Raw genomic sequence first — 26,996 nt, 5'->3', positions numbered from 1 at the left:
GCTCCTGAAGCGCCAGAATGTCGGCCATCACAATCACCTCCTCCTCACCGCCTCGCCGGAACGCGGCACCGGGCCACGGACATCAGCAGCTGAACGCACTGACCGAGCTGAACGGGGCGTCGACGACGATCTCCTCGTCGAGCTCCTGAAGCGCCAGGATGTTGGCCATCACAGTCACCTCCCCTCGTCGTCTCGCCGGGACGGGATACCGGGCTCGGCCCGCTCCGGCGTCCACCCGTGGACGGGGTGGGCGCCGGGGAGCAGGCACTGCCCGGGGCTCTTGGCGGCGGCCAGCGCCAGCAGGGCGCCGGCGGAGCCGGTGGCCAGGTCGGTGGAGAGCCGGATCAGCTGGTCCCCGTGCAGGACGCTGCCGTCCTGATGGGGGGCCAGGTGGAGCTCCACCAGCCGGAGTTGCTCCTCCGCCTCGGCCCGCCAGCGCGGCAGGCGGGCGGCGACCTGGAACAGGGTGTAGGCGAGCCCGGCGCGGCCGTTGAACAGCCCGCCCTGGACGACCACGCGGACCGCGCCGGCCCGGGCCGCGGCCTCCAGCACCCGCTCGGCGTCGAGGGCTTCGGCCTGCGCGGCGGGCAGGGCCAGGACGGCGAGCGCCACTCCGGCCGAGCCCTCCGCCAGGTACGGCAGCAGCCGGCCCGAGCTGTACGTCTGCAGCATGTCGTCGACCAGCCGGCCGTGCCGCAGGTCGCAGCGGACGGCGCGTTCGGCGGCCTCGGCCCAGGCCGTGTCGCCGGTGAGGCGGGCGCAGCGGGCGAACAGCACCGCCGGTCCGGACCAGCCGCGCAGCAGACCCGGGCGGTCCAGCAGCCCGGCCTCGCCGATCCGCCCGGCGGCCTTGGCGGCCAGGGCGAGCGCCTCGTCCGTCGCTCCGGCCTCCAGCAGCAGCTGGGCGACGCCCGTCAGGCCGCCGTACAGGCCGAGCGAGGAGGGCGGCGGGCCGGCCAGCAGCCGGTCCACCACGTTCGCGGCGTCCGGATGCCCGAGCCGGTGGAACAGCCAGCCGGCTCCGGCCAGCCCGTCGTACAGCCCGACGGGCGTGTCCGCGGGGGCGCGCCGCACGGCGGCGGCGAGCCAGTCCAGCTGTTCCCCGCCCGGTGCGGCCCCGGCCAGGTGCCGGGCGAGGAGCACGCCGGAGGAACCGTACGCCAGCCCGAGCGCGCCGCCGGGGCGCAGCCCGGCCACGTCGCCGGGGTGGAGGCGGTCCTCCCGCTCCGGGGTCGCCGCCGCGTCGATGCCTCGCAGCAGGGCCGCGGCGGTGAGCTCCGCCCGGGCACCGGCCGCGGGCCGGGCCCCGAGGTGGGGGCGCAGTGCCGGGGAGAGGGCGAGCCGCCCCGTCATCCGTTCGGCGAAGCCGGCGGGCACCGTCGGGAAGCACTCCGCGACGAGGTCCAGCAGCCCGCCGACGACGGCCGGGTTGCGCCTGGTGAGCGTGGTCAGCGCGACGAAGGCGGCGAGCTGGCAGCAGCCGAGCGCGAACAGGTCGGCCTCGCGGGCGTCGGTGATCTCCGGGTCGGTGAAGCCGGGTGCCCCGAGGGTGCGCCGGCGCGGGGTGTCCAGCGGCGTCGAGAGTTCGAAGTCGATCAGGGCGACGGTGCCGTCCGGGCGGATCATGATGTTGCGGTGGTGGAGGTCCCCGAAGGCCACCCCCTCCCGGTGCAGCGCCGCGACGCACTCCTCGACCAGCGCGAGCCGGGTGACCGCGAGCCCCGCGAAGTCGGCCAGCGCCCGGGCGTCCGGCCGGTGCCGGGTGAGCGGGTACTCCCGGCCCAGCCAGGCGCTGAAGGACTCGCCGGGGATGTACTCCATCACCAGGTAGTGGTGCTCCCAGCTGGTGAAGTACTCGTACAGCTCCGGCACGAACGGCAGGTGGCCGAGCCGCTCCAGGGCGTCCCGCTCGACCAGCAGCCGGGCCACCGCGTCCGTCTCCGAGGCGTCCAGCCCGGCGTGCGGGCGGGCCTCCTTGATGACGACCTGTCGGCCGCCCTCGTCCTCGGCGAGGTAGACCCCGCCGGCGTTGGAGAAGTGCAGCGCCTTGACCACCCGGTAGCGGCCGAGGCCGGCTCCCGCGTCGTCGGCGGCCGCGGCGATCCGCGCGGCCAGGAAGTCCGGGGTGGAGGCCCACTCCGGGACGGTGAAGCGCGGGCGCCGGGCGTCCGGCATCAGCCGGCCGTCCGGGTCCTTCACCGCGGGCACCCTGGTGCCGTCCGGCAGCTCGCACCACATCAGGGCGAAGCCCCCGTAGCGCACCGACACCGGGCCCTGGTTCCACCGCAGGTCGGACAGGACGTACGGGCCGGGGCGGCCGCCCAGCGCCTCCTCCAGCTCGGCGAGGACGGTCTCCAGTTCCTCGGCCGTCCTCGGGTAGACGGTGACGACCTTGCCGCTGGCGGACCGGTCGGCGTACTTGGCGTTCGTCACCGCGACCACCAGCCGGCTGCGCAGGTACTTCCAGGGCAGCCCGAGCCGGCGGCAGACCCGCCAGGCCGTCTCGATCGTCTCCTCGGCGGATTCGGGCGTGGCGCTGACGTGGACCTTCCAGCCCTGTTCCGGCAGCTGCGGGGCGCCGGAAGGCGCCAGCACCTCCCACACACCCTGGGTGCGGCCGCGCCAGCCCTCGGGCAGCGCGCCCCCGCCCGGTGTGAACCGGGAGGCCCGGTCGTCACACCGCTCCAGGGCGTCGTACCACACCGGGTCGGCTATCGCATACGACTCGTATTTCGCGTCCACTTCGCCGTCCGCCCCCTTTCGAATATCCGCTGAACCGAATTCCGGTTTCCGCCGGAACCTTCGAAGCTCCGACTCCCCGTTCCGACAGGAACCATCCTTCCCGGATTCCCCGTCATGTGACAACGGTGTTAAGCGGAAACTGAATCCGGCGCATACCAGGCGGAATCCCGGCCTTCACTTCGGGGGCGCCGAAAGCCCGTGCGATCATGACGCCATGAAGACGCGTGTCGTGATCGCCGACGACCAGGCGAGCGTCCGCCAGGGGTTCCGGCACATCCTGGCGGCCCAGCCCGACATGGAGGTCGTGGCCGAGGCCGCGGACGGCCTGGAGGCCCTGGAGGCCGTCCGCACCCTGCGGCCGGACGTCCTGCTGGTCGACATCCGGATGCCGGAGCTGGACGGGCTGGAGGTCACCCGTCGGCTGGCCGGCATCACCCCGGAGGTGAAGGTCGTGGTGGTGACCACCTTCGACCTCGACGAGTACGTGCACACCGCGCTGCGCAACGGCGCCTGCGGCTTCCTGCTCAAGCACTCGGGGCCCGCGCTGCTCGCCGAGGCGATCCGCTCGGCGGTGGTCGGCGACTCGCTGATCAGCCCGCAGATCACCACCCGCCTGCTGCACCGCTTCACCGGCCCGCGCCGGGTCGACCGCTCCCCCGTCGAGCCGCTGACCAGCCGCGAGGAGGAGATCGCCGTCCTGGTCGCCGAGGGGCTGACCAACTCCGACATCGGCGCCGAGCTGTTCATCTCGCTGAGCACCGTCAAGACCCACCTGGCCAACCTCCAGCGCAAGTTGAAGGCTCGCAACCGGGTGGGCATCGCCACCTGGGCCTGGGAGTCGGGCCTGACCGAGCGCGGCTGAGCGGGCCCGCCCGCTCGGCCGCCGCCGGCCGCACCGGCCGCTCACCGCAGCGCCCGCCGACGGTCCCCGATCCACCGCGGGGCCGCGCCGCCGAGGGGCCGCCCCTCCCCGCCCGACGGGGCCTCGCCGCGCAGCAGTGCCCGACCCAGCGGGGTGACGGTGTGCAGCACGCCGTTGCCGCAGCGCCGGGTGTCGATCAGCCCGGACGCCCTCAGCACGGCGGTGTGCTGGCTGACCGCCGAGGCCGTCACTCCGAGCCGCCCCGCCAACTCGCCGGTGGTACAGCCGTCCAGCAGGGCCTGCAGGGCCGCGGCCCTGGTCCGGCCGACCAGGGCGGCCAGCGACTCCTCCCCGCCCCGGCCCGCGCTCTCCGCCGCCTCCCGCGCCCCCACGGGCACGGGGAGGCCGATCCGGTCGGGACGCATCGCGAAGAGCAGCGTCGGAGCCTCCTCGGGCTCCCCGTGCCGGGGCCGGAGCACCACCCCGGCGCCCTGCAGGAAGAGCGACGGGGCCAGCCGCAACCCCCGCCCGTCGAGGGTGAGTTCGACGTCCCGCTCGGCGGGGATCTCCAGCACCGGGGCGGTCCAGCGGATCCGCGGGTGCAGCGTGCCGAGCAGCGCGTCCACCCCGCCGCGGCCGGCGATCTGGCGGCGGGCGTCCCGCTCCGCCTCCAGCCGGGACCGGACGTCCGCCCAGCAGGGCTGCAGCGCCACCCGGTGGAACTCGCGGACCGCCGCCGCGACGTCGGCCCGCTGGACCACCGATTCGGCGCCGCGACCGGACGACACGATCCGGCCATTCGCCCACACCCGCAGTACGTCCCGGAAACCACCGTTGGCTCCCGAAAGGCGCCGCAGCCGCTCGGCCAGCACCGGCTGCCGCGCCAATTGCCCGCGGACGGCCCGCTGCCAGGGGCGGAAGAATTCCCCGCCGCTCCGCCACGCCTCCAGTGCCAGCACCGCCTCCATCTCCTGGTCGACATTTCCAGCAATTCGTACACGAGCCAGATCCTCGGCGGACATCGCAATGCGAATCACAGACTGATCCCCCGATCGGGGTTCATGCATCGGGACGGCCCAGGGGAACCCCGCACCCTGATCGCCGCACCGACATCCTTGCCCGCCCGCGAGGCGCGTCGCCATCGGCCGATCGGCCCATTTGATCGTCGAGAACGCCGAAATCGGCGCCTCCGGATGTGCCGAATGGCCTGGATGGACCCGTCAGCGGGCTCGAATCAGCCCTCCGAACGGCCCCGACGGAACCACCCCGCCCGGTCAGCCCCCGAGGCCCGCCACACCCTCCGTCGGCAGCACCGCGTCGACCCGCCAGCCGCCCTCCGGCCCCGGCCCGACCGTCAGCTCGCCGCCGGCCGCCTCCACCCGCTCCCGCAGGCCCGCGAGGCCGAAGCCGCCGCCCTCCCGCTCGGCCCCGCCGAGCCCGGCGCCGACACCGCCCGCGCCGCCCGTGCCACCCACGCCGCCGTCCGCACCGCCGGAGCCCCCGGCCCCGTCCGGCGCCCCGTCGTCGGTGACCGTGACGCGCAACGCCGGCCGCCCGCCGCACCGGTCCGGGCCGACCTCGATCGCCACCTCCCGGGCCCCGGGCGCGTGCCGTCGGACGTTCGTCAGCGCCTCCACCACCAGCCGGTAGCCGAGCCCGCTGATCGCCGCCGGCACCGCCGCCAGTTCGGCCTCCGCGGGGGCCTCCAGCCGCACCCGCGCGGAGCCGCTGCGGGTGAACCGCTCGGCCAGCGCGGGCAGTTCGCTCAGGTCACGGCGCAGACTGCGCGCACCGGCTCCCCCCGCCGCCGCCCGCCCCGCGCCCCGGTCGGCCGTCGCGACCGCCCCGGACCCGCGCGGCTCCGGATCGGCGTCGTCCGCCGTGAAGACCTGGACGGTCCGGTCCATGGTGACCAGTGCCTGCCGGCCGGCCGCCTCGATCCCCGCCAGCAGCTCGACCACCCGCCCCGGGTCCTTCTGGGCCAGCACCTGCGCGGCCTGGGCCAGCACCACCACCCCGGTGACGTCGTGCGCGGCGAAGTCGTGCAGGTCTCGGGCCAGGTCCAGGCGCTGCGCCCGCCGCTCGGCCACCACCGCCGCCCGCGCGCGGGTGTCCATCGAGCGCAGGTAGCGGCCGACCCCGACCACCACGCAGGCCAGCAGGGCCGAGCCCAGGCAGAGTTTGACGGTCACCACGGGCGGGGCCGGCGGCTCGGCCCAGAGGGCGATCCGCAGCGGCAGCAGCGCCACCGCCGCCACCAGCAGCGTGCCGTGGCCGAAGGCGGCGGCCGGGGACAGCCTGCGCACCGCGGGGACGACCGGCGCGAGCAGCGCGACGGCCTCCAGCAGCCACCACAACTCGATGCCGCCGGACGCCGGCCCCCGGTAGCCGGCCGTCACCAGCAGCGACACCGCGCAGGCGGCCAGCACCGAGGGGCCCACCGCGCCGACCCGCCCCGGGGCCCAGAGCACCGGGAACAGCCCGGCCACCACCGCCACCGCGCCGGAGCCGACGATCAGCGGCCCCGGGTCCCCCGACCCGGCCAGCGCGGCCGCCAGCACCCCCGCCGCCGCCGTTCCGTACCCCGCCCTGCGCACCACGGTGTGCCACGACCACGTCATGGTTCGGGATCCTACGAAGCCTGACGGCCCGCCAGGACGGCTTCACCGAAGACGGGCTCCGCGGACGCTTCACCGAAGGCGGGCCCGCGGACGGCTTTCACCGCAGACGGGCCCCAGCCGGTTCCGGAGAAGGCCGGCCCCCACGGGGGACCGGCCGACGGCTCACTCCTTCGGGCCCTCCGGCTCCTCGACGAAGTCGACCTTCTTGAACTGCCGGTTCATCGACTTGGCCAGGAACCAGGTCGCGACGCCGAGGGCGGCGAAGACGACGAAGCCGAGGAGGCCGGGGGTGACCTTGGCGTCGTCGACGGCGAGGTCAGCGGCGAGATTGACGAGGTTCACGGAGGCGCTCATATCTCTATGGTGGCCCGGCTCACGGGGAGCCGGGCCATCGGGGGGTGGTTCAGTCGCGCGTGTCGGCGGCCTCGGCCGCCAGCGTGGGGGTGCGCAGGCCGGCGAACAGGTCGTCCTCCGGCAGGTCGACGTCGACCAGGGTACGGGCGAGCTCGTAGTCCTCGGTGGGCCAGACCTCGCGCTGGACCTCCAGCGGGACGCGGAACCACGGGCCGTCCGGGTCGATCTGGGTCGCGTGGGCGATCAGCGCGCGGTCGCGGGTCTCGAACCAGTCGCCGCAGCGGACCCGGGTGGTGATCTCGCGCTCCTTGCGGCCGCTCTTCTCCCAGCCCTCGATCCACTCGCCGTACGGCGACTCGTGGCCGTGCTCGGTGAGGTACTCGTGCAGGGCCCGGATGCGGCCCATCGGGAAGCCGTGGTTGTAGTACAGCTTCAGCGGCTGCCAGGGCTCGCCGGCCTCCGGGTAGGCGTCCGGGTCACCCGCGGCGTCGAAGGCCAGCATGGTGATCTTGTGGGTCATGATGTGGTCCGGGTGCGGGTAGCCGCCGTTCTCGTCGTAGGTCGTGATGACCTGCGGCTTGAACTCGCGGATCAGCCGGACCAGCGGCTCCGCCGCCGCCTCGACGTCCTGGAGGGCGAAGCAGCCCTCGGGCAGCGGGGGCAGCGGGTCCCCCTCGGGCAGCCCGGAGTCGACGAAGCCCAGCCAGGCCTGGTCGACGCCGAGGATCGCCCGCGCCTCGTCCATCTCCTTGCGGCGCACCTCGTGGATGTTCTCCTCGATGTACGGGTCCCCCTGGAGCTTGGGGTTGAGGACCGACCCGCGCTCGCCCCCCGTGCAGGTGGCCACCAGCACGTCCACGCCCTGCTCGACGTACATGGCCATGGTGGCCGCGCCCTTGCTGGACTCGTCGTCCGGGTGGGCGTGCACCGCCATCAGTCGCAACTGCTCAGTCAACGCCTTGCGTTCCTTCCACACTTGTCGGGCGTTCCGCGAAGTCCGGGTCTGCCCACCGTACGAACCGCTCACTCCGGGACCGCGTCGCCGCGGGGCCGGGCCGCGGATCGTCGCCGGCGCGGCCGAGCCCTGCCCCCGCCGGACCGGCCGCGGGCGTGCCCCTCCTATAGTGACGGACTGGAGGAGCGTCGCATTCCCCCGCACCACCCCGGGCGGCCCCTCCCCCAGGAGAGGACGGAGTCCGATGAGTGCAGACACCACCGCCACCGCACCGCCCGAGGGGCGCTACGGCCGTGGCGGCGACCGCGACTCGGACCGCCGCCTGAAGGTGATCGGCGCGGTCTGCGGCGTGCTGGGCCTGGGCCTGATCGCCTGGCTGGGCGGCTCCTACATGCTGCGCGAGTCGAAGATCAACGGCTCGGTGCCGACCTTCGAGGTGCTCTCCGACTCCGAGGTCCAGCTGCACCTCACCGTGCGCAAGAGCAGCGGGCAGGCCGGCAGCTGCACGGTCCGCTCGCAGGGCGACGACCACGGGGTGGTCGGGGTGGCCGACTTCCCCGTCCCGGCGGCCGGCTCCAGCTACGACGCGGTGGTCACCCTGCGCACCACCTCGCGCGGCACCACCGCCGAGCTGCTGGGCTGCACCCCCGCCAAGTAGCGCGCCCCCGCCGAGCAGCGCACTCCCGCCGAGTAGCGCACTCGCGCCGGGTGGCGCAGCCCGATCGAACAGCGCACCCGCACCGCGCAACGCGCCCCGGGCGGGCGGCGCGCCCGGGCCGGACAGCGCACCCCGACCGGGGCGGCGCGCATATTCGATCCGGAGAACGGGCATCCGTAGAGGGTCCCGCACCCGGTTGCTGTACACCTCGGCGTAACGCCGCCGTCAATGGCGCGCAAACGCCCCTCCCGCTTGTCAGCAGGACTTGTTAGGCTCGTGGTTTCGCCCCTTCCGCACCGGATGGTACGGGAGCGGGCGTTGCTTTGTAGTTGAGACCGATATCACCACCGACCCCTGCTGACGACTCACACCCTCAGCACAGCCCCAGCACCTACGAGGAGCACCCGTGACCCAGACCAGTGAGAACGTGACCTGGCTCACTCAGGCCGGCTACGACCAGCTCAAGGCCGAGCTGGACCACCTGACCGGGCCCTGGCGCATCGAGATCGCCCAGAAGATCGAGGCGGCGCGCGAGGAGGGGGACCTCAAGGAGAACGCCGGCTACCACGCGGCGAAGGAGGAGCAGGGCAAGTACGAGCTGCGGATCCGTCAGCTCACCCAGCTGCTGGAGCGCGCCAAGGTCGGCGAGGCGCCGGCCGACTCGGGCATGGTGGCCCCGGGCATGGTCGTCACGGTCGCCTTCGACGGCGACGAGGACGACCTCATGGAGTTCCTGCTCGCCTCCCGCGAGGTCGCGGGCTCGGACGAGCTGGACGTCTACTCGCCGCAGTCCCCGCTGGGCCGCGCGATCGACGGCAAGCGGATCGGTGACGAGGCCACCTACGAGCTGCCGAACGGCAAGCCGGCCATGGTGAAGATCGTCAAGGTCGTGCCGCACGCCGGCTGATCCGGCCGCGCCACGACACGGGGGCGGCCGCGGGAGTCAGGGACTTCCGCGGCCGCCCTCCGGCGTTCCGGGCGGGGCCGGGCACGGGACCCGATCAGCCCGAAGACCCGATCAGCTCCGGGATCCGATCAACCCAGGGGCCCGGTCAGCCCCGGGGCCCGGTCAGGCGGTGGAGGAGCGGTACTTGCGCACCGCCAGCCAGGAGAACACCGCGGTGATCACGATCGACCACAGCACCGACACCAGCGCCGCGTGCTGCATCGGCCAGGCGCTGTCCACCGGCCCGACCTGGTTGCCGAACAGCACCCGGCAGGCCTGCACGGTGGCGCTGAACGGGTTCCAGTACGCGATCCCCTGGAGCCAGCCCGGCATCGAGGTGACCGGCACGAAGGCGTTGGAGACGAAGGTCAGCGGGAACAGCCAGATCAGCCCGGCCGAGGTGGCCGCCTCGGGGCTGCGCACCGACAGGCCGATCAGCGCGCCGATCCAGGAGAAGGCGTAGCCGAGCAGGAGCAGCAGGCCGAAGGCGCCGAGCGCCTTGAGCACGCCCTCGTGGATCCGCCAGCCGACCAGCAGTGCGACCACCGCCAGCACGACCAGGGTGAACGCGGTCTGGCACAGGTCCGCGAGGGTGCGGCCGACGAGCACCGCGGAGCGGGCCATCGGCAGCGAGCGGAACCGGTCCACCAGCCCCTTGCTCATGTCCTCCGCGATGCCCGCCGAGGCGCCGGCGACGGCGAAGGTGACGGTCTGGGCGAAGATTCCGGCCATCAGGTACTGGATGTACGTGTCCGAGCTGGAGTCGGTGCCGGGGATCTTGATCGCCCCGCCCATCACGTACGAGAACAGCAGCACGAACATGACCGGCTGCATCAGCCCGAAGACCACGATCTCCGGGATGCGGGTCATCCGGCGCAGGTTGCGCTTGGCGACCACCCAGGAGTCGTGCAGGGAGGCGGCGATCCCCCGGCGCTGCCTGGGTATCGCCGGTCCGATGGCGTGCTCGGTGGCGGTGGTCATCTCAGCTCTCCTTCCCGGCCGCGACGGCCCGCTTGTCCGGCCCCGGGCCGCCCGGGCCGTCCGGGCCGCCCTTCCCCCTGCCCCGGCCGCGCGCCTTGGCGTCGGCGCCGTCCTCCTCCTCGGGCCGCTCCTCGGCGACGTGGCCGGTGAGGGTGAGGAAGACGTCGTCCAGGGTCGGGCGGCGCAGCCCGATGTCGTCCATCTCGATCCCGCGGGAGTCGAGTTCGCGGATCGCGTCGGCGAGCACCCGGGCGCCGCCGCTGACCGGCACGGTGATCCGGCGGGTGTTCTTCTCCACCGTCGGCTCGCTCAGCGCGTAGCGGGACAGCGCGGCGACCGCGTCGCCGACCAGGCCCGGCTCGTGCACCACGACCACGATCCGCTCGCCGCCGATCTGCGCCTTGAGCTGGTCGGCGGTGCCGCGGGCGATCACCCGGCCGTGGTTGACCACCGCGATGTCGTGGGCGAGCCGGTCGGCCTCCTCCAGGTACTGGGTGGTGAGCAGCAGCGTGGTGCCCTGCTCGACCAGCGTCTCGATGACCTCCCAGAGCGCGAGCCGGTTGCGCGGGTCGAGGCCGGTGGTCGGCTCGTCCAGGAACATCACCGGCGGGCGGACGACCAGCGCGGCGGCGAGGTCCAGGCGTCGGCGCATGCCGCCGGAGTAGGTCTTGGCGGTGCGGTCCTTGGCCTCGGTGAGGCTGAACCACTCCAGCAGCTCCAGCGCGCGGGCCTTCGCGGCGCGGTTGCTCATCTGGTACAGCTCGCCGACCATGGTGAGGTTCTCGAAGCCGGTCAGGTACTCGTCGACCGCCGCGTACTGGCCGGACAGGCCGATCAGGCTGCGGACCTGGTTGGGGTGCTTGAGCACGTCGACCCCGGCGACCACCGCGCGGCCGGAGTCGGGGCGGAGCAGGGTGGTGAGGACCCGCACGGTGGTGGTCTTCCCGGCGCCGTTCGGGCCGAGCAGCCCGAGCACCGTTCCCTCGGGGACGTCGAGGCTGACGCCGTCCAGGGCTCGTACGTCGCCGAAGGTCTTCACCAGGTTCTCGGCTTGGATGGCTGGCGCCATGGCCTTGCCTCATCTCCTCGGACGTATGGGGCGATCTGTCCCACTTTGCCCCGAATTTGGGCACACAGGCGACTCGATTCTCGGCCCGTGGGACTCGAACGCGATGTATCGCGAGTCTCCCAGCACGCGATATATCGCGTCAAGGGCGGGAGTTCAGCCGGCGACCACCACGTACCCCGCGTCCCGCAACTCCCCGACCACCAGCGCGCAGTGCTCCGGCCCCTTGGTCTCCAGGTGCAGGTCCACCTCGACCTCGGTCAGCCCCAGCCGCGGGTCGGTCCGCACGTGCGCCACGTCCAGCACGTTGGCGTCCACCCTGGTCAGCACGCCCAACAGGTCCGCCAGCGCGCCCGGCTTGTCCGCCAGCCGCACCCGCAGCGACAGGTAGCGCCCGGCCGCCGCCAGCCCGTGCCGCAGCACCCGCTGCATCAGCTGCGGGTCGATGTTGCCGCCGGACAGCACCGCCACCACCGGCCCCTCGAAGGAGTCCGGCTGCTCCAGCAGCGCCGCGATCGGGGCCGCCCCGGCCGGCTCGACCACCAGCTTCAGCCGCTCCAGCCCGAGCAGCAGCGCCCGCGACAGCGCGTCCTCGGAGACCGTCCGGACGCCGTCCGCCAGCGTGTTGACCACCTCGAACGGGATGTCGCCGGGGCGCCCGACCATGATCCCGTCCGCCATGGTGGCGAAGTGCTCCAGCGACACCGGGCGCCCCGCCGCCAGCGAGGGCGGGTACGCGGCGGCGCCGGCCGCCTGCACCCCGACCACCCGCACGTCCGGCCGCAGCGGCTTGACCGCCGCCGCGATCCCGGCCAGCAGCCCGCCGCCGCCCACCCCGACCAGGATGGTCCGCACCTCCGGGCACTGCTCCAGGATCTCCAGCCCGACGGTCGCCTGGCCGGTGACCACGTCCCAGTGGTCGAAGGGGTGGATGAACACCGCGCCGGTCGCCTCCGCGTACCGCTGCGCGGCCTGCAGGGCCTCGTCCACGGTGGCCCCGTGCAGCCGCACCTCGGCGCCGTACTCCCGGGTGGCCGCGACCTTCGGCAGCGGCGCCGCGACCGGCATGAACACCGTGGAGCGCACGCCCAGCAGCGCGGCCGCCAGCGCCACCCCCTGGGCGTGGTTCCCCGCGCTCGCCGCCACCACCCCGCCGGCCCGCTGCACCGGCGAGAGTCCCGCGATCCGCACGTACGCCCCGCGCAGCTTGAAGGACCCGGTGCGCTGGAGGTTCTCGCACTTCAGGTGGACCGGCGCGCCGATCAGCCCGGAGAGGTGCCGGCTGCCCTCCATCGGGGTCACCCGGGCGACCCCGGCGAGCATCTTCTGGGCGCCGCGGACGTCGTCGAGGGTGATCGGCCAGGTGTGCATGGCGCCAGGGTACGGGGACGGGGAGAGGCAATCCGGCATGCCGGGCCTGTTCCCGGGCCCGCCTGGCCCGCGTACGCTGCTGCTTCTGAGTCTCTCTCACCGCACGACGATCGTGAGCCGCGATGACGACGACCTCGCCCCAGGCCACCGACCGCACCGACCCCGTGCACACCCAACTCCAGTACCAGCTCGCGGTGTTCGCGCGCCGAATGGAACAGGTCCGGACCTCCGGCGGCGGCGGGGTCGGGGTGCTGGACCGGGCCGCCTACCTGCTGCTCGACCGGCTGGAGCGGCACGGGCCGGCCAACGTCAAGGCGCTGGCCGAGGCGCTGGGCGTGGACTCCTCCACGGTGACCCGCCAGGTCGCCCCGCTGGTCGCGGCCGGGCTGGTCGGCCGGGTGCAGGACCCGGCCGACCGCCGTGCCGTACGGCTCGCGCTGACCTCGCACGGCGTCGGCCGGCTCACCGAAGTCCGGGACGGCCGGGCCGAGTTGACCCGCCGCCTGGTGGCCGGCTGGCCGCCGGAGGAACAGCGCGCGTTCTGCGCCCTGCTGGCCCGCTTCAACCTCGCGATGGAGTCGTACACGGCGGACCAGCAGGGGCAGTGAGGGGCCTCAGGCCCCCAACCGGCTCAGCCCAGCGCCTGCTTGAGGTCGGCCAGCAGGTCGTCGATCGACTCGATGCCGACCGAGACGCGCACCAGGTCGGACGGCACCTCCAGCGCCGAACCGGCCACCGAGGCGTGGGTCATCCGGCCCGGGTGCTCGATCAGCGACTCGACGCCGCCGAGCGACTCGCCGAGGGTGAACAGCTGCGCGCGGTTGCAGACCTCGACGGCCGCCTCCTCGCCGCCGGCGACCCGGAACGAGACCATGCCGCCGAAGGCCTTCATCTGCTTGGCCGCGATGTCGTGGCCCGGGTGCTCGGGCAGGCCCGGGTAGAGCACCTGGCTGACCTTCGGGTGGCTCGCCAGCAGCTCGGCGACCTTCTCCGCGTTGGCGCTGTGCCGGTCCATCCGGACACCCAGCGTCTTGATGCCGCGCAGCACCAGCCAGGCGTCGAACGGGCCGGAGACGGCGCCCATCGCGTTCTGGTGGTACGCGACCTCCTCGCCGAGGCCCGCCTCGGCCAGCACCAGCGCACCGCCGACCACGTCCGAGTGGCCGCCCATGTACTTGGTGGTGGAGTGCACGACCGCGTCCGCGCCGAGCGCGATCGGCTGCTGGAGGTACGGGCTGGCGAAGGTGTTGTCGACCACCAGCAGCGCGCCGGCGCCGTGCGCGATCTCGGCGAGCGCGGTGAGGTCGGTGATGCCCAGCAGCGGGTTGGACGGGGTCTCCACCCACACCGCGCGGGTGTTGGGGCGCAGCGCCTCGCGGACGGTGGCCAGGTCCTGGGTGTTGGCGACGGAGAACTCGACGCCCCAGCGGGTCAGCACCTTGGCGAACAGCCGGAAGGTGCCGCCGTAGGCGTCGTTGGGGATGACGATGTGGTCGCCCGGCTTGAGGATGGTCCGCAGCAGGGTGTCCTCGGCGGCCAGGCCGGAGGCGAAGGCGAGGCCGCGGGCGCCGCCCTCCAGTGCCGCGAGGCACTCCTCCAGCGCGGTGCGGGTCGGGTTGGCGCTGCGGCTGTACTCGTAGCCGCCCCGCAGGCCGCCCACCCCGTCCTGCTTGTAGGTGGACACCTGGTAGATCGGCGTGACGACAGCCCCGGTCTGGGGGTCTGCTTCCTGACCCGCGTGGATGGCGAGAGTCTCGAAGCCCTGAGGAAGCTGGTGCTCGGTCATGGGTCCGAGCCTAGTGTGCGAATGCCGCCAAGCCCGCACGAACCGGGAACCGGGACGAACCCGCAGGTCGGAGCGGGGGCACGGCGGGCCGGAACCCCGGTGCGCCGAACCCCCGGGGCCGCCGCGACCTCCACCGGTCGCACACGTGTTCACCATGCGAAAACCGCGCGGCGGGCCTTCCCGGCCCCCGCCCGGAACGGACGGCCGCTCCCGGAATCCGGGGGCGGCCGTCCGCGTTGGACACTGCGCCAGGTTTCCCGACCCGCTGGAGCAGGCCGTGCTGTTCAACCGCCACAAGACCTCGCTGGTCCCCGCCGACCAGGCGCTGCCCGGCCGGCCCACCCCGGCCTTCACCCTGACCGAGCCGCACACCGTGCTCGGGCACCCGCTGTCCGGCCCGTACCCGGAGGGCCTGGAGGTGGCCGACTTCGGGCTGGGCTGCTTCTGGGGCGCCGAGCGCGCCTTCTGGCGGCTGCCCGGCGTCTGGACGACGCTGGTCGGCTACCAGGGCGGCCACACCCCGAACCCGACGTACGAGGAGGTGTGCAGCGGGCTGACCGGGCACACCGAGGCGGTCCGGGTGGTGTACGACCCGGCGGTGATCCCGTACGAGCGGCTGCTGAAGACCTTCTGGGAGGCGCACGACCCGACCCAGGGCAACCGCCAGGGCAACGACGTGGGCACCCAGTACCGCTCCGCCGTCTACACCCACTCCCCCGCCCAGGCCGAGGCCGCGGTGGCCACCCGGGACGCCTTCCAGCCCTCGCTGACCGCGCTCGGTTACGGCCCGGTCACCACCGAGATCGCCCCGGCCGGCCCGTTCTTCCCGGCCGAGCCGTACCACCAGCAGTACCTGTCGGAGGCCAAGAACCCCAACGGCTACTGCGGTCTCGGCGGTACCGGCGCCTCCTGCCCGATCGGCGTGGCCCGCACCCGGGACTGACCTCCGGCCCCGGGCCGCCCCTCGGACCGCCCCGGCCCGCCCGGCCCCGCCCCGGGATCGACCACCCAACGTGACCGATCCCCGATCCGGGCGCAGACTGGAAGGGCCAGCAGGGCCGGCCCGGCCACCCACTGGCGGCCGGGCGGTCCTCGCGGGAGAGGAGTGCGCCATGTCCGGTCTCTACCAGCGGAACTTCGACGATCCCGAGGAAGTCCGCCCCTTCGAGGAGGGCACGGGGGAACTGCGGCTGGTCAACCTGGACGGCGGCCCGGTGGGCCGGGCCGTGTTCGAGCCGGGTTGGCAGTGGTCCAAGCACGTGAAGCCGATCGCCGGGACCGAGAGCTGCCAGGCCGCCCACGCCGGGTACGTGCTCTCCGGCCGGATGAGGATCGTCATGGACGGCGGCCAGGAGGCCGAAGTGGGCCCCGGCGACTTCATGCTCTGCCCGCCCGGGCACGACGCCTGGACCGTCGGTGACGAGCCCTGCGTGATCGTCGACTGGCAGGGCTTCGCGGACTACGCGAAGCGGTGAGCGGAGCTGTGAGCAGACCTGCGGGCGGACCTGCGGGCGGACCGGGTCACAGCTGCTGCGGGGCCCGCTCGTCGGCGCCGTCGGCGGTGGTGCCCGGCAGCTCCGCCAGGAGCCTGCCCTCGGAGTCGTACGCCGCGATCGCCGGGCTCACCGGACGCCGGTGGGCGGCCGGATCCGCCTCCGGCAGCGGCGGCAGCACCACGTAGTAGCCGATCCACCGCTGCATTCCGACGGTGCTGACCAGGGTGGCGACGGTCGCCCTGCCCCCCGTGAACGCGACGATCCTCGCCGGGGCGACCGGGCCCAGGTAGAAGCTCGCGACGATGAAGCGGTCGCGGTCGCCGTGCGACTGGGCGTAGAGGGCGGGTCTGTCGTGCTCCAGGTTGTCGCTGCGCACGTCCCGGCAGTCCGTGCCGGAGTCGGAGCCGTCCGGCTGGTAGTTGTCGCACTTCTCGAACGGGCTGACCCACATCCGGGCGCCGGCCGCCATCTCGATGCGCTGCCCCGGGCCGACCTGCCGTACCGGCGAGAGCGGCAGCGGCGTGGCGGTGGCCGTGGGGCTCGGCGTGGCGGTGGGCGTGGGGCTCGGCGTGGCGGTGGGCGTGGGGCTCGGGACGGCGACGGGGCTGAACGCCGCCCCCGCCTCGCCCGCGACCTGCCCGACGTGCCGGGCGCTGCCGGCCGTCACCGCCGTCGCCCCGCAGACCAGCGCCACCGCGACCGCGGCCGCGGCGGTCCCGGCTCTGCGCCTGGCCCGGCGCCGTCGGGCGGCGGCGATGATCGGCGCCGGGTCCGGCCCGGTCGCGTACGGGTCCTGGTCCTTGAGCAGTTCGCCGAGCCGGTGTTCGAAGCTCATACCGTCACCTCGATGTGCGTCGTGGGACTCGCCGGCACGCCGGAACGGTCGGCGAGTTCGGGCAGTGCGCGCAGCTTCGACATGGCCCGGTGCAGCGTGCTCTTCACCGTGCCCTGGGCGATGCCCAGTTCGGCCGCGACGGCGGCCTCGCTGAGGTCCCCGTAGTACCGCAGCACGACGACCGTCCGCTCCCGGCGGGTGAGGGTGCCCAGCGCCTGGTGCAGCAGGGCGCGTTCGGCCTGCCGCTCGGCGAGGTCGTCGGAGAGCGGCCGGTCGGGGGTGTGCTCGACGGGCAGCTCGTGGTTGCGCAGTCGGCGCCACCAGTCGCGGTGCTGGTTGACCACGATCCGGCGGACGTACGCGGTGGGGTCGTCCCCGGTGATCCGGTGCCAGTGCAGGTAGGCGCGCTCCAGCGCCGACTGCACGATGTCCTTGGCCCGGTCCGGGTCGCCGGTCAACAGCTCGGCCAGCCGCAGCAGTTGCCGACCGCTCCCGGCGACGAACTCGCTGAACTCGTCGTCCTGCCGCTGTCTCTGCTCGCGTTTCACACCCGTCCTACTCCTCGGGCGGACCGCGAGGTTCGGTCCGCCCGGGGAGTTTTTCCGACCGGTGGGTCTTCCGACCGGGGTCCGGCCGGTCGGGGTGCGGGGCCGGGTCAGACGGCGCTGCCGGCCTTCCAGGCGGCCCAGCCCATGTTCCAGCCGTTCAGGCCGTTGTCCGGGGCGACCGTCTTGTCGCCGGAGTTCACGACCTCGACCACGTCGCCGACCATCGAGGACTTGTAGAACTTGAAGCCGTCCGTACCGCTGTCCTGGGCGCCCTTGGTGTCCCGGAGGCCGATGCAGCCGTGGCTGGTGTTCTGGCCGCCGAAGATCGACGGCGAGGACCAGTAGTTGCCGTGGATGAAGGTGCCCGAGGTGCTGAGGCGCTGGGCGTGCGGCACGTCCGCGATGTCGTACTCGCTGCCCAGGTTGACGGTCTGCGAGTTCATCCGGGTCTGGGTGTACTGCTCGGAGATCACCATCTTGCCGCCCCAGGTCATGTGCTCGGGCGAGCCGCCGGAGATCTTGTAGACCGCGCTGACCTGGCCGTCGGTGGTGACGGTGAGCTTCTTGGCGGCGAGGTCGGCGACGCTGGTCTGGGCCCGGCCGATGGTGAAGCTCACGTCCTTGGACTGGGTGCCGTACACGCCCTTGGCGCCCTCGACGTCCTTGAGCCGGAGCTTGAGGGTGACCTTGGTGCCCTTGGCCCAGTACTCCTGCGGCCGGAAGTCGAGGCGGGTGCTGGAGAACCAGTGGCCGACGATCTCGACGCCCGGCTCGGCTATCACGGTGATCGCCTGCTGGACGGCCTTGCGGTCGGTGACCGGCTTGCTGAAGTTGATCGAGACCGGCATGCCGACGCCGACCGTCGAGCCGTCCTCGGGGGTGAAGTAGCCGACGAAGGTGTTGGCCGGGGTCGCCGTGGTGAAGACGGCGTTGGAGTCCGCCTCCAGCTTGTCCTTGTCGAGGGCGACGGCGGCGACGGTGTACTTGGTGCCGCTGGCGGGGGCGGCGGCCGAGGTCCAGCCGGTGCCGTCGGCGGAGAGCTGGCCGGCCAGCTCCTTGCCGGCGGTGTCGGTGACCTTGACGCTGGTCAGGGTGCCGTTGGCGACGGCGACCTTGACCGGCTCGCTGAAGCTCGCGGAGGCGGCGCCGTCGGCCGGGGTGACGGTGATGACCGCGGCCGAGGTCTTGGGGGCGCTGCTGCCCGTACCGCCGGAGGCCGGGGTGCCGTTCGCGCCGCCGGAGCCGCCGCTACCGCCGCTGGCGCTGTTGGCGCTGTTGTCGTTGCAGGCGGTCAGCAGCAGGACGGGCGCTCCGATCAGGCCCGCGAGGACCCCGCGTCGGCTCCAGCTGCTTCCGGCCGCCCGTCCCTGACCGTCCCGTGCCGTCACGTCGCGTCTCCCTGCTGATCATCCCGGGCATTACGGATACAGAAACGCAATACGCCCGTTCACGGTTCCATCACCGAAGGGTAAGCGATCGTATGAGATGACCCAACTTCCCGACGAACAGGGACAAAACGCCCGGCCCGCGGAGCGGACCGGGCGTTCACGGGCGGTGACGGTGAGGACCGTCACCCGACGGTTCCCCCGCCCTACTCGGCGGAGCCTTCCACCGCGTACTCGTCCCACTCCTCGTCGTCCGGGTCGAACTCGGTCTGCGCCGACTCCCAGGTCGCCGAGGCGAGCTCCACGCCGGGCACGTCGCCGAGCAGCGCGACGGGGTCGATGAAGTGGGCGAGCGAACCCGACGGGTCCACCTCGATGGCCTCGACGGACTGGGCGCGCTCCTCGTCGTCGAGGTACTCGTCGGCGGTGACGGCCTCCAGGGCGGCCGCCTTGAGCGCGCCCTCGTCGGTGATCTCCGCGATGAGCTCGATCTTCACCCGGACGTAGCGCGGGGCATCCTGGTCGGTCGTTTCAGTGCTGGTCATGCGTGCGAGCGTACGGGACGGGCGCGCCCGGCGCGGCGCACGGGCGGCCGCTCGGAGTGCACCCCGCGCGCCCGGCGTGAACGACGTGAACGGAACGTGCGACGGCGCGAACGGAAGGGGCCGGTCCCTCGGAGAAGGACCGGCCCCACCGTTCCCCGCCTGGGCTCCCCCACCCGGGAGCCGCGGGACACGCGCCGTGCGGCGCGGTGCTGCCGCGGGAGCCGCCGCACCCTGTCGACCGGCCGGGGCCGGTCAGGGGCGGGACGACGGCGCCTCCCGCGGCGGGAGGACACAGCGGCCGGGTCAGGGCCACCCGATGTGTCCGGAGCCGACCGCGGTCGCCGGGGAGCCGCTCCCGGACGGTTGCCGTCGCCTCACTCGGCGTCCTGCCGTTGACCACCACGATGCCCGAGCCGTGTTAACCACGTGCTGCGGACAGGTGACGCCGGTGTACCACTTCCCCCGTGGACGAATCCTCCGCATCCATCCGCGGGGGGCGGTGGTGACGCCGGGTCAGTGCTGGGCGCGGCCGGTCAGGAAGCCCAGCAGGTCCTGGCGGGTGACGATGCCCTGCGGCTTGCCCTCCACCAGCACGACGGCCGCGTCGGCCTTCTCCAGCACGGTCATCAGGTTGGTGACCGTCTCGCCCGAGCCGACCACCGGCAGCGGCTTGGACATCACCTTGTCCAGCGTGTCGGTGAGCTCGATGTCCTTGGCGAAGATGCCCTCCAGCAGCAGCTTCTCCACCACCGAGCCGATCACCTCGCCGGCCATGATGTCCGGGTGGCCGGCGCCCGGGGAGACCACCGGCATCTGCGAGACGCCGTACTCGCGCAGCACCCGGACCGCCTCGGCGACCGTCTCGTTGGGGTGCATGTGGACGAACTGCGGGACGCCGCCCTGCGCGAGGGACTCCTTGCGGGCCAGCACCTCGCCGATGTGCGCCTCGTCGGTGGCCGAGGGCAGGAAGCCGTAGTCGGCCATCCAGTCGTCGTTGAAGATCTTCGACAGGTAGCCGCGGCCGCCGTCCGGCAGCAGCACCACGACGACGTCGTCCGGACCGAGCTTCTTGGCGACCTCCAGCGCGGCCACCACGGCCATGCCGCAGGAGCCGCCGACCAGCAGGCCCTCCTCCTTGGCCAGGCGGCGGGTCATCTGGAACGAGTCCTTGTCGGAGACCGCGACGATCTCGTCCGCGACACCGCGGTCGTAGGCGGTCGGCCAGAAGTCCTCACCGACGCCCTCGACCAGGTACGGCCGGCCGGTGCCGCCCGAGTAGACCGAGCCCTCCGGGTCGGCGCCGATCACCTTGACCTTGCCGCCGGAGGCCTCCTTCAGGTAGTTGCCGGTGCCGGAGATGGTGCCGCCGGTGCCGACGCCCGCCACGAAGTGGGTGATCTTCCCGTCGGTCTGCTCCCACAGCTCCGGGCCGGTGGAGTGGTAGTGCGAGGCCGGGTTGTCCGGGTTGGAGTACTGGTCCGGCTTCCAGGCGTTCGGGGTCTCCCGGACCAGGCGGTCGGAGACGTTGTAGTAGGAGTCCGGGTGCTCCGGGGCGACGGCGGTCGGACAGACGACCACCTCGGCGCCGTACGCGCGCAGGGTGTTGATCTTGTCGGTGGAGACCTTGTCAGGACAGACGAAGATGCACTTGTAGCCCTTCTGCTGGGCCACGATCGCCAGGCCGACACCGGTGTTGCCGGAGGTCGGCTCGACGATGGTGCCGCCCGGCTTGAGGGCGCCCGAGGCCTCGGCGGCCTCGATCATGCGCATCGCGATGCGGTCCTTGACCGAGCCGCCGGGGTTGAAGTACTCGACCTTGGCCAGCACTGTCGCGCTGATGCCCTCGGTGACCTTGTTCAGCTTGACCAGCGGCGTGTTGCCGACGAGGTCGATGATCGAGTTGTGGTACCGCACGGGGATCCTCCCGGTCTGTGGGCATGCGATTTCGGTACTGCGGAGTTCGGTACTGCAAAGCGTAGGGCGTGGCACCCGCCCCGCGGCTCCCCTCCTGCACCCCTCCCCCAATGGCCCACCCCCAGCGGCACCCCCGGTACTCCCGCCCTCCGCACGGGTAAGAGCGCTGTGCAGGCATGGCCGTGGCCCCGGAGGGGCCGGCAGGAGAGCACGTGAAGGGGGCACCGGATGCCAGGGGCACGGGACTCGCGGGCCCGGGTGGCCCGCCGGATCGCCACCGCGGCGGCGTACGGCGGCGGCGGCCTCGGCCTGCTCGGGGTGGGCGTCGTCGGCCTGCTGGTGACCGAGAGCAGACTCGCCATCCAGGCCATCGGCGTCCTGGAGACCGTCCCGCCCAAGGCGGACGGCGTCTACGGGGAGGCCTTCGCCGACCGCGCCGCCGACCCGCAGGCCCCGCTCGTGCTGGCCGTCCTCGGTGACTCCACCGGCGCCGGCCTCGGCGTGGCCCGGGCCGGCGAGACCCCGGGCGCGCTGCTGGCCGCGGGCCTCGCCTCGGTGGCCGAGCGCCCGGTCCGGCTGGTCAACGTGGCCCGCTCCGGCGGCCGCTCCGCCGACCTCTCCGGCCAGCTGGAGCAGGCCCTGCCGCACCACCCGGACGTCGCCGTCATCATGGTCGGCGCCAACGACGTGACCCGGCACAGCCCGGCCCAGCTGGCCGTCCGCCAGCTCGGCGAGGCCGTCGCCGCCCTGCGCGCCAACGGCTGCGAGGTGGTGGTGGGCACCTGCCCGGACCTCGGGACGATCAAGCCGGTGCGGCCGCCGCTGCGCTGGGTGGCCCGCCGGCTGAGCCGGCAGCTGGCCGCCGCGCAGACCATCGCGGTGGTGGAGGCGGGCGGCCGGACGGTCTCGCTGGGCTCGCTGCTGGGCCCGGAGTTCGCCGCCCGCCCGGAGATGTTCGCCGCCGACCGCTACCACCCCTCCGCCCAGGGCTACGCGACCGCCGCGATGGCCGTGCTGCCCTCGGTCTGCGCCGCGCTCGGGCTCTGGCCGGAGGAGGAGCGTCCTGCCACGGCCGTCCCGGGCGGCGCGGTGCTGCCGGTCGCGGTCGCGGCCGCCACGGCGGCCGGTCGGGAGGGCACTGAGGTGGCGGCCGTACCGGCGGAGGGCGCGGGCCGCCGCTGGGCCCAGTTGAGGCACCGGCTGCGGATCGGTCTGCCCGGCCCGGAGAGCGGGAAGGAGCCCGGTACGACCCCCGACGGGGGCCCCGGGAATACGTCGGCCAGCTCACACGCTGCGGCGGGTGACGCCTGATCTACCAGGCGGTAACTTTCCTCCCGGACGTCAGGTCCGCCGTCACCCAGCGAGGAGCCCGCCATGCCCGAAGCCGTCATCGTCAGCGCCACCCGTTCGCCGATCGGCCGGGCCTTCAAGGGCTCGCTCAAGGACGTCCGCCCGGACGACCTGACCGCCCACGTCATCCAGGCCGCCCTGGCCAAGGTCCCGCAGCTCGACCCGCGCGACATCGACGACCTGATGCTGGGCTGCGGCCTGCCCGGCGGCGAGCAGGGCCACAACCTGGCCCGCATCGTGGCCGTCCAGATGGGCATGGACTACCTGCCGGGCGCCACCATCACCCGCTACTGCTCCTCCTCGCTCCAGACCACGCGGATGGCGCTGCACGCGATCAGGGCGGGCGAGGGCGACGTCTTCATCTCGGCCGGCGTGGAGACCGTCTCGCGCAGCGTCAACGGCACCTCGGACGGCCTGCCGGGCACCATGAACCCGGTCTTCGACGAGGCCCAGGCCCGTACGAAGAAGCGCGCCGAAGAAGGTGGCGGCGACTGGCACGACCCGCGCGAGGACGGCCTGGTGCCGGACGCCTACATCGCGATGGGCCAGACCGCCGAGAACCTGGCCGCGCTCAAGGGCATCACCCGCGCCGAGCAGGACGAGTTCGGCGTCCGCTCGCAGAACCTCGCCGAGGCCGCCATCAAGGCCGGCTTCTGGGAGCGCGAGATCACCCCGGTGACGCTCCCGGACGGCACCGTGGTCAGCACGGACGACGGTCCGCGCGCCGGCGTCACCCTGGAGGGCGTGGCCGGCCTGAAGCCGGTGTTCCGCCCCGACGGCACCGTGACCGCGGGTAACTGCTGCCCGCTGAACGACGGCGCGGCCGCGCTGGTGATCATGTCCGACACCAAGGCCCGCGAGCTGGGCATCACCCCGCTCGCCCGGGTGGTCTCCACCGGCGTCAGCGCGCTCTCCCCCGAGATCATGGGCTACGGCCCGGTCGAGGCCTCCAAGCAGGCGCTCAAGCGGGCCGGCCTGACCATCGGTGACATCGACCTGGTCGAGATCAACGAGGCCTTCGCCGCCCAGGTGATCCCCTCCTACCGTGACCTCGGCGTCGACCTGGACCGGCTGAACGTCAACGGTGGCGCGATCGCGGTCGGCCACCCCTTCGGCATGACCGGCGCCCGGATCACCACCACGCTGATCAACTCCCTGCAGTGGCACGACAAGCAGTTCGGCCTGGAGACCATGTGCGTCGGCGGCGGCCAGGGCATGGCGATGGTGATCGAGCGCCTCAGCTGACCCTCCGGGCGCCCTCCGAAGGGTCTGGACCACCCATTTGGAGTGACGCAGCGTAATTGAGGGCCGGATCACACCGAGAGGTCGATCCGGCCCTCATTTCGTTCGTTTTCGACCCGGAAATCGACACTGCGGAGCGGATCAACTCCACTGCGTAGAACGGTGTTACCTAACAATTTGGGGACAAGAGCGAAAGTCCGGGATGAATTGGACATTCGCCCCTGCGGTAACAGCCCCGCATGCGGCAGTGTGGACACGTAACCCCGTTCCGCTCCTCGCTAGGAGTACGTTCCGTGAGCGCCGTCTACACCATCCTGCTGCTGATCCTGATCGCCGTGTCGACCGCCGTGCTGCTCCACCTCCGCGGGCTCTCCCGCCGGCTGGACGCACGGGCCGCGGCCCCGTCCGCGCCCGCACCCGTGGACGAGGCCGCGATACGCCGGGCCGTCACCGAGGCGCTCGCCGCCGACCGCGAGCGGGAGATCACGGAGGCCCGGGCGTTCTGGGCCGAGCAGGAGGCCCGCGCGGCCGAGGACGCGCCGCTGTTCGACTCCCCGTTCTCCGGCACCTTCTCCGGCACCGAGGAGTGGCCGCTCTTCTTCCCCCGCCCCACCGGCCCGCAGGACGCCGTCGACAACGCCGGGACGATGGACCCGGAGTTCGGCGAGGCGCTGCGCTCCGCGCTGGAGGACCTGATCAACGAGGGCGGCTCCGCCCCGGCCGAGCCCGGCGGCGAGGGCGGCGTGCCGCTGCGCCCCGGCCACCCGGCCGGCGAGACCAAGGACGCCCGGGCCCGCCGCGAGGCCGACCTGCTGGCCACCGGCCTGGAGGCCGGGCTGCTGGACGCCGACCAGGCCGTCGAGGAGGCCCCGGTCGCCGCGCCCGACCCGCGCCGCCACCCCTCGCACCCCGACTTCGTGCCCAGCCAGGCGCCGTCCCGGGAGTGGACGGACAGCCGGCTGGCCGCCCTCGCCGAGGAGGCCGTCGCCCTGGTCGACGTCCGCCCGGGCCCGCTGGGCACCCTGGACGTGTACGCCTTCGCCGACGGCACCACCCTCTGCGTGGCCCCGGGCGACCGGGAGGCCGCCTACCGGCTGATCGACGCGGTCCGCGCCGGTGAGCACGTCCGGCTGCTCGGCGGCTCGCGCTTCTCCGGCTCGTACTCGCTGACCTTCTCCACCGACGAGGAGGCCGTCTACGTGCTGGCCGACCGAGTGGTCGCCAGCATCTGACACCGGATCACCAGCAGCAGCGCGCCGAAGGCCGGCCGGGTCACGGGGTTACCGACCCGGCCGGCCTTCGGCGTGTCCGGACTCCTCCGGGCCTCAGCCGCAGAGCGCCGCCGTCTCCCGCGCCGCCGCCACCACCCGGGCCAGCACCTCGGCCGCCGCCACCGGCCCCTCCGGCAGCCCCACCGGGGCGTCCTCCCGCAGCCCCGCGAGCGCGGCCGCCAGGTCGTGCCCGGCGACGGCCAGCTGGTCCCCCACCGCGAAGGCCCCGGCGTCCGGGAACTCCCGCCGCGGGCCGCCCTCCACCGCCGCCGTCAGCGCGACCAGCCGCCGGGCCAGCTCCAGCGCGGCCGCCGCCCGCGACCCGTACCCGGGCACGGCGCCCAGCAGCTTGCTCTGCGGCAGCGAGCGGAAACGATCCGCCAGGGACTCGACGGCTTCGACCAGGGGGTCCACGTCCAGGGGCGCTACGTCGTGGGGCTCTACGTCATGCATGGCAGCGAGCCTAGGCGAAAAGCCGCCGGGCCCCGGAGCGAGTCGCTCCGGGGCCCGGCGGCAGTGGTTCACGAAGGAAGGGACCGTCAGTCGTCGCCGCGCAGGATCGCGATCAGCCGCAGCATCTCCATGTAGATCCAGACCAGCGACAGGGTCAGCCCGAAGGCGGCCCGCCAGGACTCCCGCTGCGGGGCGCCCTGGGCGATGGCCTCCTCGATCGCCGCGAAGTCCAGCGACAGGAAGAAGGCGCCCAGGCCGATGCCGACCAGACCGACCACGATGCCCAGCGGGCCGGAGCGCAGGCCCATGTCGGCGCCGAAGGCCATCGCGATCATGTTGACCATCATCAGCAGCACGAAGCCCAGGGCGATCGCGATGCCGATCCGCTGGTACCGGGCGGTGACCCGGATCCGGCCGCTCTTGTAGGCGAACAGCATCGCCCCGAAGACCGCCGCCGTACCCAGCACCGCCTGGATCACGATGCCGTTCAGCATGGTGTTGAAGGCGTGCGAGACGGCGCCCATCGCGAAGCCCTGGAGGGCCGCGTAGGTCAGGATCAGCGGCGGGCTGACGCTGCGCTTGAAGGAGACCACCAGGCCGACGACCATGGCCACCAGGCTGGCGGCGATCGCGAAGCCGAAGTTCTCGAACGGCAGCGCGAACCAGGCCACCGCGCCGGCGACGACCAGCGTCAGCAGCGTCATGGCGGTGCGGGCGACCACGTCGTCCAGCGTCATCCGCCCGGTGGCCGCCGGGCCCGCCGAGGGCCCGTTGTACAGCTCGTAGAGCTGCTCGTCGGTCATGGGCTGGCCCTGCGGCTGCTGCTGGGCGTAGGGCGTACCCGCGTAGGGGTTCTGGCCGTACTGGTTCTGGCCGTGCTGGGTCCCGGCCTGCGCGGTACCGAACCCCGCGTAGCCGGAGTCGCGGGTGAAGGACCCCTCCCGCGAGAAGACCGGGTTGCTGCTTCTCATTGCTCATTCCCTCCGTGGCGGCACTGCACCGCCCATGCACAAGGGTAATGGCTTGGCAAAAATTTCGGGATACGCCGCGAGGAGGATCCGGTGAACAACGACCGGCGGGGACGCCGTCGCGCCCCCGCCGGGTGATCGGTGCCCGGAGCCGGACTCGAACCGGCACGGCCTCGCGGCCAAGCAGTTTTAAGCTGCCCGTGTCTGCGTTCCACCATCCGGGCGTCTGTGGGACCCCCTGAGCCTAGTCTCCCGGATCACCCTTTCGCATGTTCCCAGCCCCGGAAGTTGTCATGTTTCCTTGCCATCTGACGAACTGTCCGGGATTCGGCCACGAAGGATATCCGTTCCGGCCACCCGTCCGCCTCAGGGTTCACGTCATACCGCAGGAGGAGGGGGTCGCCCGCCCCTACGCCCAGCGGTGGTAGGACCAACCGTCCGGCGGAGCGACGCAGAACCATGATCACGTCGCGGAGCATGGAGGTACAAGTCCGCGAGCACTAGGAGTCCCCGTGACCACGTCGACCGCAACCGCCGTCCGCACCGGCCTGGCGGCCGCCCGAGCCACCGGCCTGAACAAGGTCTACGGGGAGGGGGAGACCCGCGTCGTCGCCCTCGACAACGTCAGCGTCGTGTTCCCCCAGGGC

Annotated in this window: 26 protein-coding genes, 1 tRNA gene and 1 pseudogene; 10 read left to right on the top strand and 18 right to left on the bottom strand. The window is 73.2% G+C overall.

Features of this window, described 5'->3' with window-relative positions:
• Positions 1-82 precede the first annotated feature (82 nt).
• On the bottom strand, positions 83-172 hold the full coding sequence (locus tag ACLWS4_RS36495) for a class III lanthipeptide (RefSeq protein ID WP_220450056.1): 90 nt from the start codon (positions 170-172) through the stop codon (positions 83-85).
• A gap of 2 nt (positions 173-174) precedes the next feature.
• On the bottom strand, positions 175-2,742 hold the full coding sequence (gene lanKC, locus ACLWS4_RS36490) for a class III lanthionine synthetase LanKC (protein ID WP_416876373.1): 2,568 nt from the start codon (positions 2,740-2,742) through the stop codon (positions 175-177).
• A 214-nt stretch (positions 2,743-2,956) separates the two neighbouring features.
• On the opposite strand from lanKC, the gene ACLWS4_RS36485 reads away from it, so the two are divergent.
• Positions 2,957-3,604 (top strand): response regulator, encoded by a 648-nt coding sequence (locus ACLWS4_RS36485; protein WP_049659617.1) that lies wholly within the window; start codon positions 2,957-2,959, stop codon positions 3,602-3,604.
• A gap of 41 nt (positions 3,605-3,645) precedes the next feature.
• Here ACLWS4_RS36485 and ACLWS4_RS36480 read toward each other — a convergent pair whose 3' ends face one another.
• The 4 genes from ACLWS4_RS36480 to mca form a co-directional block, all read right to left on the bottom strand.
• Positions 3,646-4,563, bottom strand: coding sequence for an ArsR/SmtB family transcription factor (locus ACLWS4_RS36480; RefSeq protein WP_380743408.1), 918 nt, complete (start codon positions 4,561-4,563; stop codon positions 3,646-3,648).
• A gap of 315 nt (positions 4,564-4,878) precedes the next feature.
• Positions 4,879-6,225 (bottom strand): sensor histidine kinase, encoded by a 1,347-nt coding sequence (locus ACLWS4_RS36475; protein ID WP_416876372.1) that lies wholly within the window; start codon positions 6,223-6,225, stop codon positions 4,879-4,881.
• A gap of 162 nt (positions 6,226-6,387) precedes the next feature.
• Complete coding sequence (locus ACLWS4_RS36470; protein ID WP_049654716.1) at positions 6,388-6,579, bottom strand: hypothetical protein; 192 nt, start codon at positions 6,577-6,579, stop codon at positions 6,388-6,390.
• A 49-nt stretch (positions 6,580-6,628) separates the two neighbouring features.
• Entirely contained in the window at positions 6,629-7,534 is a 906-nt protein-coding gene (gene mca / locus ACLWS4_RS36465) for a mycothiol conjugate amidase Mca (RefSeq protein ID WP_049654715.1), read from the bottom strand.
• 244 nt (positions 7,535-7,778) lie between these two features.
• Between mca and ACLWS4_RS36460 the strand changes: the two genes are divergently transcribed.
• Positions 7,779-8,192 (top strand): DUF4307 domain-containing protein, encoded by a 414-nt coding sequence (locus ACLWS4_RS36460; protein ID WP_049654714.1) that lies wholly within the window; start codon positions 7,779-7,781, stop codon positions 8,190-8,192.
• Between the two features lie 406 nt (positions 8,193-8,598).
• Positions 8,599-9,099: a transcription elongation factor GreA gene (gene greA / locus ACLWS4_RS36455; protein ID WP_049654713.1), complete on the top strand. Its 501-nt coding sequence runs from the start codon at positions 8,599-8,601 to the stop codon at positions 9,097-9,099.
• 162 nt (positions 9,100-9,261) lie between these two features.
• On the opposite strand, the gene ACLWS4_RS36450 is transcribed toward greA, so the two are convergent.
• The 3 genes from ACLWS4_RS36450 to ilvA all read right to left on the bottom strand — a co-directional run bounded on the left by ACLWS4_RS36450 (position 9,262) and on the right by ilvA (position 12,556).
• Positions 9,262-10,119, bottom strand: coding sequence for an ABC transporter permease (locus ACLWS4_RS36450; RefSeq protein WP_049654712.1), 858 nt, complete (start codon positions 10,117-10,119; stop codon positions 9,262-9,264).
• Between the two features lies 1 nt (position 10,120).
• The gene (locus tag ACLWS4_RS36445; RefSeq protein ID WP_079271856.1) at positions 10,121-11,188 is read right to left on the bottom strand and encodes an ATP-binding cassette domain-containing protein; all 1,068 of its coding nucleotides are present in this window, start codon (positions 11,186-11,188) and stop codon (positions 10,121-10,123) included.
• Positions 11,189-11,341: 153 nt separating this feature from the next.
• A complete protein-coding gene (gene ilvA, locus ACLWS4_RS36440; protein ID WP_074001308.1) occupies positions 11,342-12,556 on the bottom strand; it encodes a threonine ammonia-lyase in 1,215 nt (404 codons plus the stop codon).
• Between the two features lie 122 nt (positions 12,557-12,678).
• On the opposite strand from ilvA, the gene ACLWS4_RS36435 reads away from it, so the two are divergent.
• The gene (locus ACLWS4_RS36435; protein ID WP_049654708.1) at positions 12,679-13,164 is read left to right on the top strand and encodes a MarR family winged helix-turn-helix transcriptional regulator; all 486 of its coding nucleotides are present in this window, start codon (positions 12,679-12,681) and stop codon (positions 13,162-13,164) included.
• A 23-nt stretch (positions 13,165-13,187) separates the two neighbouring features.
• Here the strand turns inward: ACLWS4_RS36435 and ACLWS4_RS36430 are convergent, their stop codons facing one another.
• Complete coding sequence (locus ACLWS4_RS36430; protein WP_049654707.1) at positions 13,188-14,342, bottom strand: cystathionine gamma-synthase; 1,155 nt, start codon at positions 14,340-14,342, stop codon at positions 13,188-13,190.
• Positions 14,343-14,619: 277 nt separating this feature from the next.
• Here ACLWS4_RS36430 and msrA point away from each other — a divergent pair, with 277 nt between their 5' ends.
• Both msrA and ACLWS4_RS36420 read left to right on the top strand, forming a co-directional pair.
• Positions 14,620-15,285, top strand: coding sequence for a peptide-methionine (S)-S-oxide reductase MsrA (gene msrA / locus ACLWS4_RS36425; RefSeq protein WP_049654705.1), 666 nt, complete (start codon positions 14,620-14,622; stop codon positions 15,283-15,285).
• Between the two features lie 169 nt (positions 15,286-15,454).
• Complete coding sequence (locus ACLWS4_RS36420; RefSeq protein WP_049654704.1) at positions 15,455-15,817, top strand: cupin domain-containing protein; 363 nt, start codon at positions 15,455-15,457, stop codon at positions 15,815-15,817.
• Positions 15,818-15,863: 46 nt separating this feature from the next.
• Here the strand turns inward: ACLWS4_RS36420 and ACLWS4_RS36415 are convergent, their stop codons facing one another.
• From ACLWS4_RS36415 to ACLWS4_RS36395, 5 genes are all read right to left on the bottom strand, one after another.
• Positions 15,864-16,673, bottom strand: coding sequence for a hypothetical protein (locus ACLWS4_RS36415; RefSeq protein ID WP_416876371.1), 810 nt, complete (start codon positions 16,671-16,673; stop codon positions 15,864-15,866).
• Positions 16,670-17,221, bottom strand: coding sequence for a SigE family RNA polymerase sigma factor (locus ACLWS4_RS36410; RefSeq protein ID WP_074001306.1), 552 nt, complete (start codon positions 17,219-17,221; stop codon positions 16,670-16,672). Before ACLWS4_RS36410 ends, ACLWS4_RS36415 begins: the two co-directional genes overlap by 4 nt.
• 107 nt (positions 17,222-17,328) lie before the next feature.
• Positions 17,329-18,609 (bottom strand): L,D-transpeptidase, encoded by a 1,281-nt coding sequence (locus ACLWS4_RS36405; RefSeq protein ID WP_049656491.1) that lies wholly within the window; start codon positions 18,607-18,609, stop codon positions 17,329-17,331.
• Between the two features lie 203 nt (positions 18,610-18,812).
• On the bottom strand, positions 18,813-19,151 hold the full coding sequence (locus ACLWS4_RS36400) for a hypothetical protein (protein WP_063780291.1): 339 nt from the start codon (positions 19,149-19,151) through the stop codon (positions 18,813-18,815).
• 513 nt (positions 19,152-19,664) lie between these two features.
• Positions 19,665-21,065 (bottom strand): cystathionine beta-synthase, encoded by a 1,401-nt coding sequence (locus ACLWS4_RS36395; protein WP_049656493.1) that lies wholly within the window; start codon positions 21,063-21,065, stop codon positions 19,665-19,667.
• Between the two features lie 228 nt (positions 21,066-21,293).
• Here ACLWS4_RS36395 and ACLWS4_RS36390 point away from each other — a divergent pair, with 228 nt between their 5' ends.
• From ACLWS4_RS36390 to ACLWS4_RS36380, 3 genes are all read left to right on the top strand, one after another.
• Positions 21,294-22,376, top strand: coding sequence for an SGNH/GDSL hydrolase family protein (locus ACLWS4_RS36390; protein WP_416876370.1), 1,083 nt, complete (start codon positions 21,294-21,296; stop codon positions 22,374-22,376).
• 63 nt (positions 22,377-22,439) lie between these two features.
• On the top strand, positions 22,440-23,660 hold the full coding sequence (locus tag ACLWS4_RS36385) for an acetyl-CoA C-acetyltransferase (RefSeq protein WP_416876369.1): 1,221 nt from the start codon (positions 22,440-22,442) through the stop codon (positions 23,658-23,660).
• Positions 23,661-23,950: 290 nt separating this feature from the next.
• Positions 23,951-24,889 carry a hypothetical protein gene (locus ACLWS4_RS36380; RefSeq protein WP_049656499.1) on the top strand — a complete coding sequence of 313 codons (939 nt, stop codon included), beginning with the start codon at positions 23,951-23,953 and terminating at the stop codon, positions 24,887-24,889.
• Positions 24,890-24,982: 93 nt separating this feature from the next.
• Here ACLWS4_RS36380 and ACLWS4_RS36375 read toward each other — a convergent pair whose 3' ends face one another.
• The 3 genes from ACLWS4_RS36375 to ACLWS4_RS36365 all read right to left on the bottom strand — a co-directional run bounded on the left by ACLWS4_RS36375 (position 24,983) and on the right by ACLWS4_RS36365 (position 26,573).
• Positions 24,983-25,381, bottom strand: a complete 399-nt coding sequence (locus tag ACLWS4_RS36375) for a hypothetical protein (protein ID WP_416876368.1) — start codon at positions 25,379-25,381, stop codon at positions 24,983-24,985.
• Between the two features lie 86 nt (positions 25,382-25,467).
• Complete coding sequence (locus ACLWS4_RS36370) at positions 25,468-26,352, bottom strand: Bax inhibitor-1/YccA family membrane protein (RefSeq protein ID WP_074001301.1); 885 nt, start codon at positions 26,350-26,352, stop codon at positions 25,468-25,470.
• 139 nt (positions 26,353-26,491) lie between these two features.
• Positions 26,492-26,573, bottom strand: a tRNA-Leu gene (locus ACLWS4_RS36365).
• Positions 26,574-26,861: 288 nt separating this feature from the next.
• Here ACLWS4_RS36365 and ACLWS4_RS36360 point away from each other — a divergent pair.
• A pseudogene (locus tag ACLWS4_RS36360) lies at positions 26,862-26,996 on the top strand (ABC transporter ATP-binding protein); the annotation flags it as partial.

The sequence above is a fragment of the Kitasatospora sp. SC0581 genome (assembly GCF_048159585.1).
Taxonomy (GTDB): Bacteria; Actinomycetota; Actinomycetes; order Streptomycetales; family Streptomycetaceae; genus Kitasatospora.
This window is presented reverse-complemented; position numbering and strand designations above follow the sequence as displayed.

Coding starts and splice junctions, on each gene's coding strand:
- ACLWS4_RS36475 (WP_416876372.1), bottom strand. CDS start 6,225: ATGACGTGGTCGTGGCACACCGTGGTGCGCAGGGCGGGGTACGGAACG.
- ACLWS4_RS36445 (WP_079271856.1), bottom strand. CDS start 11,188: ATGGCGCCAGCCATCCAAGCCGAGAACCTGGTGAAGACCTTCGGCGAC.
- ilvA (WP_074001308.1), bottom strand. CDS start 12,556: ATGCACACCTGGCCGATCACCCTCGACGACGTCCGCGGCGCCCAGAAG.
- ACLWS4_RS36485 (WP_049659617.1), top strand. CDS start 2,957: ATGAAGACGCGTGTCGTGATCGCCGACGACCAGGCGAGCGTCCGCCAG.
- ACLWS4_RS36415 (WP_416876371.1), bottom strand. CDS start 16,673: ATGAGCTTCGAACACCGGCTCGGCGAACTGCTCAAGGACCAGGACCCG.
- ACLWS4_RS36370 (WP_074001301.1), bottom strand. CDS start 26,352: ATGAGAAGCAGCAACCCGGTCTTCTCGCGGGAGGGGTCCTTCACCCGC.
- ACLWS4_RS36400 (WP_063780291.1), bottom strand. CDS start 19,151: ATGACCAGCACTGAAACGACCGACCAGGATGCCCCGCGCTACGTCCGG.
- ACLWS4_RS36385 (WP_416876369.1), top strand. CDS start 22,440: ATGCCCGAAGCCGTCATCGTCAGCGCCACCCGTTCGCCGATCGGCCGG.
- ACLWS4_RS36460 (WP_049654714.1), top strand. CDS start 7,779: ATGAGTGCAGACACCACCGCCACCGCACCGCCCGAGGGGCGCTACGGC.
- ACLWS4_RS36420 (WP_049654704.1), top strand. CDS start 15,455: ATGTCCGGTCTCTACCAGCGGAACTTCGACGATCCCGAGGAAGTCCGC.
- ACLWS4_RS36390 (WP_416876370.1), top strand. CDS start 21,294: ATGCCAGGGGCACGGGACTCGCGGGCCCGGGTGGCCCGCCGGATCGCC.
- ACLWS4_RS36450 (WP_049654712.1), bottom strand. CDS start 10,119: ATGACCACCGCCACCGAGCACGCCATCGGACCGGCGATACCCAGGCAG.
- ACLWS4_RS36470 (WP_049654716.1), bottom strand. CDS start 6,579: ATGAGCGCCTCCGTGAACCTCGTCAATCTCGCCGCTGACCTCGCCGTC.
- ACLWS4_RS36430 (WP_049654707.1), bottom strand. CDS start 14,342: ATGACCGAGCACCAGCTTCCTCAGGGCTTCGAGACTCTCGCCATCCAC.
- ACLWS4_RS36435 (WP_049654708.1), top strand. CDS start 12,679: ATGACGACGACCTCGCCCCAGGCCACCGACCGCACCGACCCCGTGCAC.
- ACLWS4_RS36375 (WP_416876368.1), bottom strand. CDS start 25,381: ATGCATGACGTAGAGCCCCACGACGTAGCGCCCCTGGACGTGGACCCC.